At 62.2% G+C, this 15,849-nt stretch carries 14 protein-coding genes; 8 read left to right on the forward strand and 6 right to left on the reverse strand.

The window, feature by feature from the left end; genetic code table 11:
• Positions 1-73 precede the first annotated feature (73 nt).
• On the forward strand, positions 74-1,015 hold the full coding sequence (locus tag ACM6IM_RS05895) for a site-specific integrase (protein ID WP_414864487.1): 942 nt from the start codon (positions 74-76) through the stop codon (positions 1,013-1,015).
• 153 nt (positions 1,016-1,168) lie between these two features.
• Positions 1,169-1,693 carry a hypothetical protein gene (locus ACM6IM_RS05900; protein WP_414864488.1) on the forward strand — a complete coding sequence of 175 codons (525 nt, stop codon included), beginning with the start codon at positions 1,169-1,171 and terminating at the stop codon, positions 1,691-1,693.
• 56 nt (positions 1,694-1,749) lie between these two features.
• On the opposite strand, the gene ACM6IM_RS05905 is transcribed toward ACM6IM_RS05900, so the two are convergent.
• Positions 1,750-2,232: an MEKHLA domain-containing protein gene (locus ACM6IM_RS05905; protein ID WP_414864489.1), complete on the reverse strand. Its 483-nt coding sequence runs from the start codon at positions 2,230-2,232 to the stop codon at positions 1,750-1,752.
• Between the two features lie 274 nt (positions 2,233-2,506).
• On the opposite strand from ACM6IM_RS05905, the gene ACM6IM_RS05910 reads away from it, so the two are divergent.
• From ACM6IM_RS05910 to ACM6IM_RS05935, 6 genes are all read left to right on the forward strand, one after another.
• On the forward strand, positions 2,507-3,085 hold the full coding sequence (locus ACM6IM_RS05910) for a hypothetical protein (RefSeq protein WP_201192340.1): 579 nt from the start codon (positions 2,507-2,509) through the stop codon (positions 3,083-3,085).
• 111 nt (positions 3,086-3,196) lie between these two features.
• A complete protein-coding gene (locus ACM6IM_RS05915) occupies positions 3,197-4,648 on the forward strand; it encodes a DUF3300 domain-containing protein (RefSeq protein ID WP_414864490.1) in 1,452 nt (483 codons plus the stop codon).
• Complete coding sequence (locus ACM6IM_RS05920; protein ID WP_414864491.1) at positions 4,645-5,550, forward strand: DUF2950 domain-containing protein; 906 nt, start codon at positions 4,645-4,647, stop codon at positions 5,548-5,550. The genes ACM6IM_RS05915 and ACM6IM_RS05920 overlap by 4 nt, the downstream gene beginning before the upstream one ends.
• Before the next feature lie 122 nt (positions 5,551-5,672).
• The gene (locus ACM6IM_RS05925) at positions 5,673-6,893 is read left to right on the forward strand and encodes an efflux RND transporter periplasmic adaptor subunit (RefSeq protein WP_201192333.1); all 1,221 of its coding nucleotides are present in this window, start codon (positions 5,673-5,675) and stop codon (positions 6,891-6,893) included.
• Positions 6,890-10,081 carry an efflux RND transporter permease subunit gene (locus ACM6IM_RS05930; RefSeq protein WP_414864492.1) on the forward strand — a complete coding sequence of 1,064 codons (3,192 nt, stop codon included), beginning with the start codon at positions 6,890-6,892 and terminating at the stop codon, positions 10,079-10,081. The genes ACM6IM_RS05925 and ACM6IM_RS05930 overlap by 4 nt, the downstream gene beginning before the upstream one ends.
• Position 10,082: 1 nt before the next feature.
• Positions 10,083-11,519 carry an efflux transporter outer membrane subunit gene (locus ACM6IM_RS05935; RefSeq protein ID WP_414864493.1) on the forward strand — a complete coding sequence of 479 codons (1,437 nt, stop codon included), beginning with the start codon at positions 10,083-10,085 and terminating at the stop codon, positions 11,517-11,519.
• 91 nt (positions 11,520-11,610) lie between these two features.
• Here ACM6IM_RS05935 and ppk2 read toward each other — a convergent pair whose 3' ends face one another.
• From ppk2 to ACM6IM_RS05960, 5 genes are all read right to left on the reverse strand, one after another.
• Positions 11,611-12,435: a polyphosphate kinase 2 gene (ppk2, locus tag ACM6IM_RS05940; RefSeq protein WP_414864494.1), complete on the reverse strand. Its 825-nt coding sequence runs from the start codon at positions 12,433-12,435 to the stop codon at positions 11,611-11,613.
• Between the two features lie 149 nt (positions 12,436-12,584).
• The gene (locus tag ACM6IM_RS05945) at positions 12,585-13,883 is read right to left on the reverse strand and encodes an MSMEG_0569 family flavin-dependent oxidoreductase (RefSeq protein ID WP_414864495.1); all 1,299 of its coding nucleotides are present in this window, start codon (positions 13,881-13,883) and stop codon (positions 12,585-12,587) included.
• Positions 13,884-13,932: 49 nt separating this feature from the next.
• Positions 13,933-14,262: an MSMEG_0570 family nitrogen starvation response protein gene (locus ACM6IM_RS05950; protein ID WP_414864496.1), complete on the reverse strand. Its 330-nt coding sequence runs from the start codon at positions 14,260-14,262 to the stop codon at positions 13,933-13,935.
• A gap of 1 nt (position 14,263) precedes the next feature.
• On the reverse strand, positions 14,264-15,295 hold the full coding sequence (locus tag ACM6IM_RS05955; protein ID WP_414864497.1) for a sll0787 family AIR synthase-like protein: 1,032 nt from the start codon (positions 15,293-15,295) through the stop codon (positions 14,264-14,266).
• Positions 15,288-15,848, reverse strand: a complete 561-nt coding sequence (locus tag ACM6IM_RS05960) for an MSMEG_0567/Sll0786 family nitrogen starvation N-acetyltransferase (protein ID WP_414864498.1) — start codon at positions 15,846-15,848, stop codon at positions 15,288-15,290. The genes ACM6IM_RS05955 and ACM6IM_RS05960 overlap by 8 nt, the downstream gene beginning before the upstream one ends.
• Between the last annotated feature and the right edge of the window lies 1 nt (position 15,849).

A 15,849-nucleotide genomic window follows, 5' to 3' on the forward strand; every position in this document is an offset into this window, starting at 1 on the left:
GTTATCGCATCAAAGAGGCGTTTTCCGCCTTTCAACATCCACCAAAAGGCAGGCTCAGCGCAGGCAGGTCGAAATGAACAAGATTGATCGCTACCTCCACGCCGGCACCCGGGAGAACACTCGGCGCAGCTACCATGCCGCGGTGGAGCACTTCGAGGTGACGTGGGGCGGGTTCCTGCCGGCCACCGGCGATGGCATCGTGCGCTACCTCGCCGAGTACGCGGACAAGTTGGCTATCAGCACGTTGAAGCAGCGCCTGGCGGCGCTGGCCCAGTGGCATATCACCCAGGGCTTTCCGGATCCGACGAAGACGCCCACCGTCAAACAGATGATCAAGGGCATCCGGGCATTGCACCCCGCCCAGGAAAAACAGGCCGCCCCACTGCTGCTGATTCACCTGGAACAAGCCGTGGCGTGGCTGGAGCGAGAGGCGGCACTGGCGGCTGAGCGCGGGCAGTGGCCCAGCGTGATGCGTCATCGTCGCGACATCGCGCTGGTGCTGATCGGATTCTGGCGCGGCTTCCGGGGTGACGAACTGGCACGCCTGCAGGTCGAACACACCCAGGCGCAGGCCGGGGCCGGCATTACCTTCTACCTGCCGCACTCCAAGGGCGATCGACAACACCTGGGGGCGACTTACCAGACCCCGGCATTGAAGACGCTATGCCCCGTTCAGGCCTATATCAACTGGATCACCGCCGCCGGCATTGCACGGGGGCCGGTGTTCAGAAAAATTGATCGCTGGGGCAATCTCGCCGAGGACGCTATCAACGCCAACAGCCTGATTCCCCTGCTTCGGCGCATTTTCAAGCAGGCGGGCGTCTCGGCCGACCTCTACAGCAGCCACTCGATGCGTCGCGGCTTTGCGACCTGGGCATCAGCGAATGGCTGGGACATCAAGGGCTTGATGAGCTATGTGGGCTGGAAGGATGTGAAGTCCGCGTTGCGGTACGTCGATGCGGAAGGTTCATTCGGGAGGTTGGCTGTTCAACACTCTATAAGCCGAGAAATCTGATCAAGCGCGTTTCAAAGTGCGCTCCCTGCAAAGGCACTGTATCGCCGCATCCAGTCTGGGATTTCAGAGCTCAATTCAAGAACGCAGCCCTCCTGCCGTTACGCTGAGACCAAGCCATCGACTGGCTCGTCTTCGCATCGTAAGGAACCCAGTATGTTCGGATTTTCATGGGAAGCCTGTATTGGGTTAGTAGTCGCGCTTTTCATTTTGTTAGTCGTGTGTCCAGCCGGTCCTAAAAAAACCGCGAACCAGGTCATTTCTGCCCAGACATATTACGGGGGAGCATTCCTATCCATCCTGGTGGTATTCCTTAATATCATTATTTACACCTGGCTTGCCGACACGGACGTATCGAGCCAGCCCATTGCTTCATTACTGAGCATATGGGGGGCCATAGCCAGTTCTATTTTTGGAGCGTTTTACTGGACGGCGCTATGTCTGTATTTCATTAAGAAGATCAAAACTCGCGCAGGTTTAATAATACTGATTGTGTGGCCACTTATAATGCTTGCCTTGAATTACACAGGTGACATCTATCACCTTACTATCCAGCACTTCCCGCTGGTTGCCCTGCGTAGTACCACGACAGATGCAATTGTCACAGGCCTATGCCTTTTCGCTATTGTCGGGTTTTCCTACCCCTACCAAACTTATAAACATATCTGGAAGGATGCGTAGGTACCCCAGGCCGTACATCGGGCATTTCTCTTTTGCCACTTATCTATCCTTGTAAATCAAAACCTGCCAACGGGTGCAGGTTGAGGCCAGAACAACGCCGCCTGGCCCTTTCGCAGCCCTTCTGCGTCCAGCACTTCCCAGACGATCCCGTCGTAGATCATGAACGGCTGGCCATGGCGGTCGACACGATAACCTGTGTACCCAGACGCAATGCCTTTGGCCGTTACCACTTCCAGCAACGCCTGGCGCGCGGCCCTGTCCAGGCTTGAAGCGCTGAACCGCGAAGGCATGGCGCAAAAAACTTCACGACTGTATTTGAAGCAACTCAGCGCGCACTCATTGGCATAAATGAAATGCGGGTCAGCGTCATCGTTATGGGCCACCAGGCTGTAGGGCGCGTGATGGTGTATCCACGCTTCGCGCGAAGCATCGATGGAGGCCGGGCAAGGCAGTCGGTGCCCGGTCCAGCGCCGGTAGGATTCGTCGAGTTGTTGGATGATTTCCAGCGGGAGTTGGGCGCCCGCTTCAATTTTGCTCATAAATAGTCGGCCTGTGAGAGCGAGCCTTCTGCTCGCGAGAAACCTGAAAGCAGCGAAGGGTATCAGGCTCTCCGCGCTATCGTTAACCACCCTCGCTCCCACAAGGGCACCACTGAACCTGCAGGAGCGAGCCAGCTCGCGAAAAGACCGCCTCCACAAATGCGACGTCGTGACCGGGCACGTTGGCAATCAGGGACTATGCTTTGGCGACTGCGTCATGCGTCCTGCCTTCCATCGCGCAGCCTTGTCCAACATCATATGGAAATGCAGGTCTATGAAACCCATCCGTTTTCTTGCCTACGCTGGTGCGCTCGCCTCCTTCATGACCGCTGCCGGCCAATCTGTCCATGCCGCCGAAATCCCGTTGGGATCCAAGACACTGGAAGGTCAAATCACCACCCAGGTATTGGCCGTTGACCCGGCCAACTATCAGGTGACCATCGAAGACGTCCAAGGCAAACCGGTGACCCTCCAGCTCACCGACCAGGCCAAGAATCTGCACAATTTGAAAGTCGGTGACAAAGTCGATATCCAGGTGGTTCGTTCGGTCGCCTATGTGCTCGAAACCAACGTCGGCGACCAACCGGGCGTCACTAATGAATCGATGGTGGTGCGCGCCACCAAGGACAACCCCAACCCCGGCGGCGAGGCGGTTCGCCAGGTCAAGGTCACGTCGAAGATCACCGCGATCGATCTGAAAAAGCATGAAGTGACCTTGCTCCCACCCGAAGGCCCCGTGCGGGTCGTGAAAGTCGAAGACCCCGAGCTTCAGGCGCGGATGAGCAAACTCAAGGTCGGGCAGACGGTCGACGCTATCTTCACCGAAGTCCTGAACGTCAAAACCTCACGCTAGCCAGCCTCAGCACTGGCGGGATTTTGATTGTCGCGGGTTGAAGGGGCGCATTACGCCGCCTTTTCAGCCCTTCTCTTCTGTTGGCGCCATGGGTCATGCAGGGGTAAGGCGATGCGTGGATCATTCTTTTATGCCATGTCGGTCGTTGTGTGTCTGAGTGGACCTCTGGTTCAGGCGCAAACAGCGGATGCGCCGGCAAACGCCACCGACACGGCGCCTGTCACGGCATCGGCCAAAGACCCGGTGTTTTCCCAGGAACAGCTGGAGCAAATGCTCGCCCCCATCGCGCTCTACCCTGACCCGTTGCTGGCTCAGGTGTTGATGGCCAGCACCTATCCGGGGGAAATCGCCGAGGCGGTCACCTGGTCCAAGGCCCATCCACAAGCCAAGGGTGACGACGCCGTCAAGCAGGTGGCCAGCGAGCCCTGGGACCCGAGCGTGCAGGCGCTGGTCGCCTTCCCTCAGGTGTTGGCCACCCTAGGCCAGGATCCCGTCTGGGTTCAGCGCCTGGGCGATGCCTTTCTCGCACAACCCGATGATGTCATGGCCAGCGTGCAAAACCTGCGTCGCCAGGCGCAGGCAGCGGGCAACCTGCAGAGCAACCAATATCAGAACGTGAAAGTGGAAGTGGCAACTCCCGCTCCAGCGCCGACGCCCGCCCAGGAGGCTGCGCCAGCCGCCAGCAGCCCCTCGACCATCATCATCCAGCCCGCTGATCCGCAGGTGGTGTACGTCCCCACGTACAACCCGACCACCACTTATGGCACCTGGCCTTATCCGGCGTCGCCGCCCACGTATTATCCGCCGCCGCCCGCCTATTATCCCGGCTCGGCGTTGGTGGCCGGGCTGGCGTTCGGCACGGGTGTGGCGATCGTTGCCTCGCTGTGGGGTGATTGTGATTGGGGCCATAACGACATCGACATTGACGTCAACCGCTACAACAACATCAATGCCAACAACCGGATCACCAGCAACAAATGGCAGCACAACCCGGCCAATCGCGACGGTGTGCCCTATCGGGACGCCCGCAGTCGTGAACAATACGGCCGGCAACTGGACGGCGCCCGGCAGCGTGAGGCGTTTCGCGGGGACAATGCCCAGCGTGCCCAGGCCCGTGAAAAAGCGCGCAACTCCATGGACAAGTTTGGCATTGAACGCCCGGCCACCAGCAATCGCCAGGCACGTGACCAGGCGCGCATGGCACAGTCCGAAGGCTCGATCGGCAACCGGATGCAGCCTGGCAGGGACACTTCGCGGGCATCCGACCGAAGCCAGGGCCAGAACCGCAACGCTCGGGAAAACCCACAGCCTCGCCGGGAGCCTGCCCAGACCAGCCAGCGCCGACAGGAAGTCTCGCCAAACCGTCAAGGCGCGCAGCAACGTGGAGCTGCCCGCGACAACGCTTTCGCGGGTGTGCGCTCGCCGTCGCAATCCAATGCGCAGGCCCTGCGTGGCCGGGCCAGCCAGGCTTCTGCCCAGCGCCCCGGCGGCGCGCGTGCCGTCGGCCATCCGATCAGTCGTCCATCCAGCGCGCCGGCACGTTCCAGAGGGGGTCGTCGATGAACCAGCATCCCAGGCTGAAAGCGCTCCCTCGGGCCCTGGCGATCATGGCCGGCATGGCATGCTCGTGCTTCGTCATGGCCCAGCAAGCATTCCCGACCCCGGACAAAGCGGCCGAGGCCTTTGTCGAGGCACTCGGGACGGAACGCGCCGATCAGGCCCGCCTGACCGAGCTGCTGGGGCAGGAATGGCAAAGCTATATCCCGCGCAAAGGTTCGCAGCGCGCCGACGTGGAAGCGTTTCTCAAGCAGTACCGCGAGCAGCATCACATCGAGAAAACCGGTGAGCGCCAGGCGACCCTGGCCGTTGGCAAGGACAATTGGACGTTGCCGATCCCTTTGATCAAGGGCGACAACGGTTGGCGGTTCGACATCAAGGCGGGCAATGCCGAGCTTCGCGCCCGCCGGATTGGCCGCAACGAGCTGGATGCACAGCAGGCCGTGCTGACTTACCACGATGCGCAGATGGACTATGCATCGGTGGATCGCGACGGCGACGGCGCGCTGGAGTACGCGCAGAAGATCTTCAGCACCCCGGGCAAGCACGATGGCCTCTACTGGGCCGACGATGACAGCGGACAGATCAGTCCGCTGGGCCCCTTGTTCGGCAAGAACACCGCAGGCGAAGGCTGGCACGGCTACCACTTCCGCATCCTCGAGGGCCAGGGCCCATCGGCGCCCGGTGGTGCCTACAGCTACCTGATCGGCGACAAGATGAGCCGCGGTTTCGCCATGATCGCCTGGCCTGTCAAATACAACGACACCGGGGTGATGAGTTTCATGATCAGCCATGACGGCCAGGTGTTCGAAAAAGACCTGGGCCCTGATGGCGCCAAAGTGGCCCAGTCCATGAAGCGCTTTGATCCGGATGACAGCTGGACGGTGGTGAGCGCCGATCCGAAATAGCGTGCATTCTCCAAGTGCGCTCGCCGCACCGGACCACCATGACGAGGTGGGTTTCCAGCCGTTAGCGCTGCGCCACATTAGTAGCTACGCTCTCTGTGCGGGAGACCTTGAGGGAGCAGGACATGAGTGTGGATTCATTCGTTGTCAGGCAGCGCTTGAGCGTGCCGATTGTCCTTCTCACGGGCCTCTCGACCTTGTTGGGCGGCTGCGGAAAAGAACCTGTCGCCCCTGCCCGCCAGGCACCCGAGGTGACCGTCATGACCGTGACGGCCCGCGACACCCCGGTGACCTTCGAATTCGTCGCCCAGACCCAGAGTTCCCGCGAAGTGGAAATACGCGCGCGGGTCGCCGGCTTCCTCGACAAACGCCAATACACGGAAGGCGACCTGGTGAAAACCGGCCAGGTCCTGTTCCAGATGGACCGCAAGCCGTTCGAGGCGGCACTGGCGTCGGCCCAGGGGCAGATGGCCCAGCAACAGGCGCGCTGGGAAGTGGCCAAGGCCACCCTCGCCCGCGTCCGTCCACTGGCGGCGCAGAATGCCGTGAGCAAGATGGACCTGGATAACGCCGTCGGCGCCGAACGCGAGACCAAAGCCGCGGTGCTCGCGGCGGAAGGCGCCGTGCGCACCGCGCAGTTGAACTTGAGCTACACCACCATCACCTCGCCGCTCAACGGTCTTTCCAGTGATGCGAAAAAACAGGAAGGCAGCTACGTAACGCCCGGCGAATCGGGGCTGCTGACGTCCGTTTCGCAGATGGATCCGATGTACGTCAACTTCAGTCTTTCGGAAAACGAAAACCTCAAGTACCGCGATGAAATCGCCGCCGGACGCCTGAAGTTCCCGTCACGCAGCGACTTTGTCGTCGAGGTGGTATTGGCCGACGGCACGGTGGTGCCTGAACGCGGCAAAGTGAATTTCCTCGCGCCCTCCTACAGCCAGGACACGGGCACCTTTCTGGTCCGCGCCGTGCTCGCCAATCCCGACGGGCTGCTGCGTCCCGGACAGTTCGTGCGCGCGCTGGCCAAGGGCGCGTCCCGGCCCGATGCGATTCTGGTTCCGCAAAAAGCCGTGCTGGAAGGCGCCAGGAGTCACTTCGTCTGGGTCATCAACGGCGAAGGCAAACCCGAGCAGCGGGTGGTCGAGGTGGGCGAATGGCAAGGTGATAACTGGTTTATCAGCAAAGGCCTGCGCGCCGGCGAACGCATCGTGGTCGATGGTGCACTGCGGGTGACACCCGGAGGGTCGCTGAAAATCAACGACGCACCCGTGACTGCGCCGGTCCCCGCTGAAGCCGGGCAGACGATAAAAGCCGGGGCGGCAACGGGCGGTAAAAGCCCATGAGCCTCTCCCACTATTGCATCGACCGGCCGATCTTCGCCTCGGTGATTTCCATCGTCATCACCCTGGCCGGTGCCGTGGCCATGCTGGCGCTGCCCGTCGCCCAATACCCCGACATCACGCCGCCGCAGATCACCGTGGCGGCGACCTACCCCGGCGCGGATGCGCAGGTGGTGGCCAATAACGTCGCCGCCCCCATCGAGCAGCAGGTCAACGGCGCCGACAACATGATCTACATGAACTCGTCGAGCTCGGCGACGGGCAACATGACGCTCAACGTGTTCTTCGAGATCGGCACCGACCCGTCGCTGGCCCAGGTGGATGTGCAGAACCGGGTCAACCTGGCGTTGCCGCAACTGCCCTCCGCCGTGCAGAGCCAGGGTATTCAGGTACAGAAGAAATCATCGGCGTTCATGATGGTGCTGGCGGTGTACTCCGCCGGTGACCGTTACGACAGCACCTACGTCGCCAACTACGCCAACCTCTATGTGCTGGACGCGCTCAAGCGCATTCCCGGCGCCAACCAGGCCAGTATCTTCGGCACGCCGGACTACGCCATGCGCATCTGGCTCAAGCCCGATCGCATGGCCCAGTTGGGCATTACCGCCGCCGATGTGCAAAGGGCCGTGGCCAACCAGAACCAGCAGTTCGCGGTGGGCCGTGTCGGCCAGTCACCCACGGGCGCCCCCGTGGAACAGTCGTTTGCCGTGACCACCAAGGGCCGCCTGACCGAACCGGCCGAGTTCGAGAACATCATCCTGCGCGCCAGCAATCAGGGCGCGGCCATCGTTCGCCTCAAGGACGTCGGCCGTGCCGAGCTGGGGCAAAAGGACTATTCGCTGCGCAGCACCTACCAGGGCAAACCCGCGACCCTGATCGCCGTCTACCAGCAACCCGGCGCCAATGCGCTGGACGTCTCGGCTGCGGTGACCAAGACCCTGGCCGACATGAAAGCGACCTTTCCCGAGGGCATCGAATACAAGATCGTGATGGACACCACCGCCTTCACCCGCGCCTCGATTTCCGAGGTCATCCACACCTTCTTCGAGGCGCTGGTGCTGGTGGTGATCGTGGTGTTCATCTTCCTGCAGAGCCTGCGTGCCACCCTGATACCGGTGATAGCGGTGCCGGTGTCGATTGTCGGCACCTTCATCGGCATGCTGGCCCTGGGCTTCTCGGTGAACATGCTGACGCTGTTCGGGATGGTGCTGGCCATCGGCATTGTGGTCGATGACGCGATCGTGGTGATCGAGAACGTCGAGCGCAACATGCAGGTGCACAAGATGACGCCCAAGGATGCGGCCAAACGGGCGATGGACGAAGTGGCCGGCCCCGTGGTCGCCATCGTGCTGGTGTTGTGCGCGGTGTTTATCCCGGTGGCCTTCATGGGCGGTATCACCGGCCAGCTGTATAAACAGTTCGCGATCACCATCGCCATTTCCGTGGTGATATCCGGCCTCGTCGCCCTGACCCTGTCACCGGCTCTCGCGGCATTGCTGCTCAAGCCGCAGCACGGAGAAAAAAATGCGTTCTTCCGCTGGTTCGAACGCAACTTCGAGCGCATGACCGAGGGCTATTCGCGCGCGGTGGCGTTCATGATCAAGCGTTTCGTGGTTGCGCTGTTGCTGTTCGCCGGCATGATCGTGCTGATCCTGCTGATGGCCCAGCGCATACCCAGTGCCTTCCTGCCGCCGGAGGACCAGGGCTATCTGCTGGGCGCGGTGATCATGCCCGACGCCGCCAGCCTGGATCGCACCGGCGCGGTCGGTCAGGTGGCCAGTGATTTCTTCATGAACGATGCGTCCGTCGAAGGCGTCGCCATCGTCAACGGCTACAGCCTGCTGGACGGCCAGAACAAGAACAACGCGGCAGCATTTTTTGTCGGTTTCAAGGATTTCGAGGCGCGTTACAAGGACTCGGACACCATCAGGCAGCAAAGCGCCCCGGCGGTGATCCAGAAAGCCGCCCATGCCTTTTCCACCGTCCAGGAAGGCATCATCCTGCCGGTCAATCCTCCGTCCATTCCTGGCCTGGGCACCACGGGCGGCATGGAGGTGTGGGTGCAAAGCAAGGGCGATGGTGGCGTCGATCAACTGGCGGAGGTGGTCGGCACCCTGATCGCAAAAGCCAAGGAACGCCCGGAACTGGGCGCCATTACCTCGACCTTCAACGTTCACTCCCGGCAACTGATGGTCGATGTCGACAGGGAAAAGGCAGAGTCGCTGGGGGTGCCCGTCGAAGACGTCTACAGCGCCATGCAGACCATGTTCGGTTCGCTGTACGTTTCCCAGTTCAACAAATTCAGCCGCTTGTGGCAGGTGATTCTGCAGGCCGAGCCGTCCTATCGTCTCAAGGCCGAAGACCTGCAGCAGATCTACGTGCGCAACAAGAATCTGGACATGGTGCCGCTCAAGGCGGTGCTGTCCACCCGTTACGTCACCGGCCCCGACCTGCTGACCCGCTTCAACAATTTCCCGGCGGTCAAGCTCACCGCCAACGCCGCCCCCGGCTACAGTTCCGGCCAGGCGCTGGCCGCGCTGGAACAGATCAGCGCCGCGATCATGAGCAATGACTACGCGCTGGCCCTGAGCGGCGAAGCGTTCGAAGAGAAGAAAAGTGGCGGCGCCTCCTCCCAGGTGTTCATCTTCGGGTTGGTGATGGTGTTCCTGATCCTGGCGGCGCAGTACGAAAAATGGTCGTTGCCGGTCGGTGTGTTGCTGGCGGTGCCCTTCGCCTTGTTCGGCGCCCTGCTTGCCGTGCTGATTCGCGGCCTGAGCAACGACGTGTACTTCCAGATCGGCCTGACCATGCTGGTGGCGCTGGCCGCCAAGAACGCCATCCTGATTTTCGAGTTCGCGGTGCTCAACCGGGAAGCCGGCATGTCGGCCTACGACGCGGCGATGACCGCGGCCCGGGAGCGTTTGCGCCCGATCGTAATGACCTCTCTGGCCTTCATCCTGGGCTGCGTGCCGCTGGCGATTGCGGTCGGCGCGTCCGAGAACAGCCGCCACTCCATCGGCACCGGGGTGATCGGCGGCATGCTGGCGGCGACGGTCATCGCGGTGTTCTTCATCCCCCTGTTCTATTACTTGGCCGAGCGCATGTTCGGGGGCAAGGACGCCGAGCACAAGACCACGGAGGCCGGCCCGGTTCCCCACGGAGCGGCACAGCGCCGCCACGAGGAGGATTGACATGCCCAATCCCTCGTTTGCACTGCTGCTGTGCCTGGGACTGGTCGGTTGCATGGTCGGCCCGGATTATCAGGCACCCGAGATCGAAACCCCTGCGGCCTACCGCTACGCGGACAAGGAGGCGAAGAACCTGTCCAACACCTTGTGGTGGGAGCAGTTTCAGGACCCGGTGCTCAACGAGCTGATAAGAAGCGCCTTGCTCGAGAACAAGGACGTCAAGATTGCCGCCGCACGCGTGGAGCAATTCCAGGGACGCTACGGTGAAACCCGTTCGCTGTACTTTCCCCAGATCGGGCTGGGTGCACAGGGTCAGCGCAACCGGGCGCCGCGGGACAACGGTCCGGTTCCCCTGAGTTCGACCGTCGACCCCGTCTACAACAATTACCAGGCCCTGCTCAGCGTCAATTGGGAACTGGACATCTGGGGGCGCCTGCGCCGCCTCAACGAATCTGCCCGCGCCGATCTGCTGGCGTCCGAGGAAGGCCGGCGCAGCGTGATCCTCAGCCTGGTGGCCTCCGTGGCCACCAGTTACGTGACGCTGCGCGACCTGGACCGGGAACTGGAGATCGCCCGCACCACCGCCAAGGTGCGCGGTGATTCCTTCGAAATCTTCAAGCTGCGCTTCGGCGCCGGAACCATCTCCGAGATGGAGTTGGCGCAGAATCAATCCGAGTACCAACGGACCCTGGCGTCGGTGGCGCAGTTCGAGCCCCTGGTTGCGCAACAGGAAAACCTGCTTGCGGTGCTGCTCGGACGCAATCCCGGCCCGATCCTGCGCGGTCGCGACCTGGCACACCTGACGCTGCCGGCGGTACCGGCCGGCCTGCCCTCGGACTTGCTGGAGCGCCGGCCCGATCTGCGTCAGGCCGAACTGAACCTGATCTCGGCAAATGCGCAGATCGGCGCCGCTAAGGCGCAGTATTTCCCGACCATTTCCCTGACCGGGCTGTTGGGTTCGGTGAGCAACCAGTTGTCGAACCTGTTCACCGGCCCCGCCGCGACCTGGTCCTACGGCGTCGCAGCGGACATGCCGATCTTTACCGGCGGCGCCATCGCCGGGCAGGTCCAACAGGCCGAAGCGTTCCAGCAGGAAGCGCTGCTGAGCTATCAGAAAGCCATTCAATCGGCGTTCGGCGACGTGGAGAACGCGCTGGTCGCCTCCAGCAAATCCCGCGAGCAAATGGCCTTCCAGGCCAGCCAGGTCGAGGCATTGCGCACCTACGCCCACTATGCGCGACTGCGCTATGACAACGGCTATACCAGCTACATCGAAGTGCTGGACGCCGAGCGCAGCCTGTTTGACGCCGAACTGAACTACACCCGCACCCGCGGCTCGGTGTTCACCTCGATGATCGATCTGTACAAGGCCACCGGCGGCGGCTGGGTGACCGAGGCGGACCAACTGACCGCCGCTGACACCCGCGCCGCGCAGCCATGAAAAGGCAGCGACCGACTGATCGAAATCCTCCTGTTCTCCAGCCGCCCATTGCACGGGACAGGTCGCAAGCGGGCAGTCGCTGATTGCCCTGTCAAAAGGGTTCAGGGATGTGCCGGAACGGGTAATCCGGTTCGCGATAGCCACCGGGTTTCTGTCGTTTGGGCAGTTTGACCTTCTCCCGTGGCACGTCCTTGTAGGGAATGCGACTCAGCAGGTCGGAAATGATGTTCAGGCGCGTGCGCCGCTTGTCGTTGGAATTGGCCACCAGCCAGGGCGCGTACTCGGTGTCGGTGGCCTTGAACATCTGGTCACGCGCCCGGGAATAGTCATACCAGCGGCTGTAGGATTTGAGGTCCATCGGCGACAGCTTCCAGATTTTCCGGCCGTCCTCGATGCGGGCTTCGAGTCGCCGGGTCTGCTCCTGCGGGCTGACCTCCAGCCAGTACTTGAGCAGGATGACGCCCGAATCGACAATCGCGCGCTCGACCAGGGGCAAGGACTTGAGGAATTTGTCCGCCTGCTTTTCGGTGCAGAAACCCATGACCCGCTCGACCCCGGCGCGGTTGTACCAGCTGCGGTCGAAGATCACGATTTCACCCGCCGCCGGCAGGTGTGGCAGGTAACGCTGTAAATACATCTGGCTCTTTTCACGGTCGGTTGGCGCAGGCAGCGCCACCACGCGAAACACCCGCGGACTGACCCGCTCGGTGATCGCCTTGATCGTCCCACCCTTGCCTGCACCGTCACGGCCTTCAAAGATGACACAGACCTTGAGGCCCTCCTGCTTCACCCATTCCTGCAACTTGACCAGTTCCACATGCAGGCGGCGCAGTTCGCCGAGATAGTCCTTGTTTTTCAGCTTGGGGCTGTCAGCGGAGTCGGCGTTGAGCGAACGCTTGTTCTTTGCTTTTGCCATGACCGGGCCTCACGAGATTGAAGTGACGGGTTATCGATGCAAACCCCGATGTCGCCCCCGGAATCAGTGTAGATCCAAACCGTTTGGCCGCCATGGTCCATGGCATGTTTTGAGGGGGTTGGCGGACTGTCCGGGGCTGGCGCAGACGATCACTTTGCAATCGCTCGCCTCGTCTCGGCAGGTTCGGCGCGCGATGCGCTGATGCGATCCACCAGGAACTGCGCATCCTTGGCCACCCCGGAAAAACGCCCGGAACCCCAGGTGTACAGCCACGGCAACCCCAGAAAGTACAGGCCGGGCTGGGCCGTGACACCGCGCTGATGAGCGGGATGACCACGACCGTTGAAGACCGGGGCTTCCAGCCAGGTGAAATCCGGGCTGAAGCCGATGCACCAGATGATGCTGGTGATGCCTTCCTGCTCAAGATCCAGCTCGTCGCACGCCTGCTCCGGGGTCCAGACCGGCTGGTAACGCTCACCGGGTGGCGCATCGATCGCGTGCTGCTCGATGTACTGGTCAATCGAAGCGTTGATGCGGTTGTACACGGCATCGGCGCTGTCCAGGCTCTGCGCCAGGTTGTTGGCGAATTGCAGGCGCGTACCCTGCAACCCGTCCAGGCGACCGAACAGCCGCATGCCTTCGCGGGCGAAGTGGCGCAGATCAATGTCTCGCCCGCCGTCGCGGCCCGTGACGTAGTGGTTGGTGTTGTCGCGCACGCCTTCACGCAGGGGGTGGGTGTCGACGCCGATATCGTAGTAGCCCATCTGCGCCAACCAGTCGACCACGTCCTTGCCCCGGTAGAAACGCGCGCAACGCGGTGCATCGCCCACCGCCAGATAGACCTTGCGCCCGGCCAGGTGCAAGTCCTCGGCAATTTGCGCACCGGATTGCCCGGAGCCGACCACCAGCACATTCCCGGCGGGCAACGCCTGGGGATTGCGGTACTGCTCGGAATGGATCTGGTTGAGCTCTGCCGGCAAACGCTCCGCCAGGCGTGGAATGATCGGTGTGTGGTAACCGCCGGACGCCACGATCACCTGGTCGGCGCTGAACTCGCCCTGTGAGGTGTGTACCTGGAAGCCGCCCTCGGCGCGAGGAATCACCCGTTGCACGGCAACCCCTTCACGTACTGGCGCATTGACCTTTTTGACGAATCCGGCCAGGTATTGGTTGATTTCATCCTTCTTCATGAAACCGTGCGGGTCGGTGCCTTTGAAGTCGTCGTTGTAGCTGTAGCCCGGCAAGGCGCATTGCCAGTTCGGAGTCACCAGGCTGAAGGCGTCCCAGCGCTGGTTACGCCAGGTATGGGTCACGCTGTGCTTTTCCAGGACCAGGTGATCGATGTTCTCGCGTTGCAGGTAATAGCTGGCGGACAACCCGGCCTGACCGCCGCCGACGACGATCACGCTGTAATGCAGGGGTTTGATTGAGGTAAGTGGGCGGGTCATGTGCTGCTCCGGTCATCGGTGATGAAAGGGTGAGAGAAAGATCGATCAGTCAGAATGAGCCCCAGCCCGCACCGATCACCTGGCCGGCGCCTTCGGTACGCATGCTGAGAATCTCCACCTGCCCTTCGCCAGGATCTGGCAGGTAGCTGGCCTGGCCCTTGAGCGAGTTCAAGGTGTCCATGGCCGAACTGCAATAGAACCCCTTGACCTCCCTGACCCGCTCCGAGGCGTTGTTCAACGCACTGTCCAGGCGTTGCAGGAAGTCCGTGAGCGCGTAGCTGGCGCCCTCTTCCAGGTACTGGAAAATCACGGTCGAGGGCGAGTAGCCGGTGGCTTCCCGGCCATTGGGCCAGCGGATCTTGAAATTGACGGCGGGCATGTCAGTGCTCCTGTTGTGCAAGGTTTAAAGGGCTGAGGTCGAGATGGGAGTAGCTGAAGCCGGTGAAGGCCTGCTCACGCAAGTTCCAGAACGGCGCCTGCTGCAGGCCAAGGCGAGTGCGCAATGCGCCGTCGGCGGTGACCTGGCCAATGCGTGCGCAACACACGCCTTCGAAGGCGAATGCGCTCTGCACCTGAGGCCAGTCCCGCTCATCGAGGGTCATCAGGAACCCGTAGCTGGGAAACACCTGCAGCCAGCGAAGCCATTCGGCACCCGGCGGACGCGGCAGCGCGGACAGGTCGATGGTCGCACCGCAGCCGGTGGCTTCCAGCAGCATCAACAGGCTGCCGAGCACCCCGGCATTGCTGATGTCTTTGGCGGCGTGCAGCAGTCGGGCCTCGGCCAGGCGTGGCAGGACGTCGAGCTTGCTGCGCAGGCGTTCGGCCGGTACGCCTTCGAAGGCTTTCCAATAGGGGCTGTCGGCATGCCAGACGCCTTCGAGGTCCACCGCCATGGCGATGACCTGGCCGGGGGCGACATGCAGGGTCGACAGCAAGGTGTGCGCAATGCCGGTAATGGCCACGGCCAGCGCGCCCGGATGGCCGGAGGCGAGGCTGGTGTGCCCACCGGCCAGCAACAGACCATAGGCGGCGCAGGCAGCGCGAATACCTGCCAGCATCTGCTGCGCCGCTGCGTCGTCGTGATGCCAGTAGGCATTGACCACCGCCGTCGCCCGCCCGCCCATGGCGGTGATATCGCTGACATTGGCCATGACCGCCGACCACCCGGCAAACCACGGCGCCACCTCGACGAACGCCGGCAACATGCCTTCAATGGCCAGTAGCTGAAAATGCTCGCCACAGGCGATGGCGGCCGTGTCATCGCCCGGCAGCGCGTAGAGCTGCTCTCGGCTCAGCGAGTGCCCGGCAGCTCCGATGGCGGCGGCGGGCTGCTGGATCGCCTGCTTGGCGCGCATCGCCGGGGTATTGCGCAACGTCTCGAGCAGCGTCGACAGATCCACGAACTCAGTCATGTCGGGCCACCTTCAATGCCCGCAGCGACACCTGGCGCGGCATCAACGGATAGCTCGGCAGATCCGCCTGCATCAGGCAATGGGGCTGGCCGACCAGTTCCAGGGTTTCTAGGGTTTGCCAGCCCAGGCCATGGAAATACCGTTCGTTTTGCGCCTGCACCGTGGCCCGGAACACCTCGCTTCCCAGGTCCTTGGCGCGCGACACCGCTTCATTGACCAACGCGGTGCCAATCAGGCTGTGCCGTCGATACGCCGGGGCCACACAGAGCCGGCCGCCATACCAGAGACCCGGCTCCGATTGATAGATGCGCACCGCGCCCACCACCTGATCGGCCATGCCGCAGTTGCCGGCCAGGGCGACGATGGCAATCGCCTGGAAATCGTGGCGGTCCTTGTCCTGCGCCAGGAGCTGTTGCTCATCGGAAAATACCGAGCGACGCAGCGCGTAATAGGCCTGTTTCTCCCAGTGTTCGCTGGCCGGCTTGACCAGCAGTTCACCGGCGCGAAACGGTTCAAACGTACTGTCGACCAACGCATAGGCGAGATTTGGCATG

It is taken from the genome of Pseudomonas sp. IT-P12, assembly GCF_949767465.1.
Taxonomy (GTDB): Bacteria; Pseudomonadota; Gammaproteobacteria; order Pseudomonadales; family Pseudomonadaceae; genus Aquipseudomonas.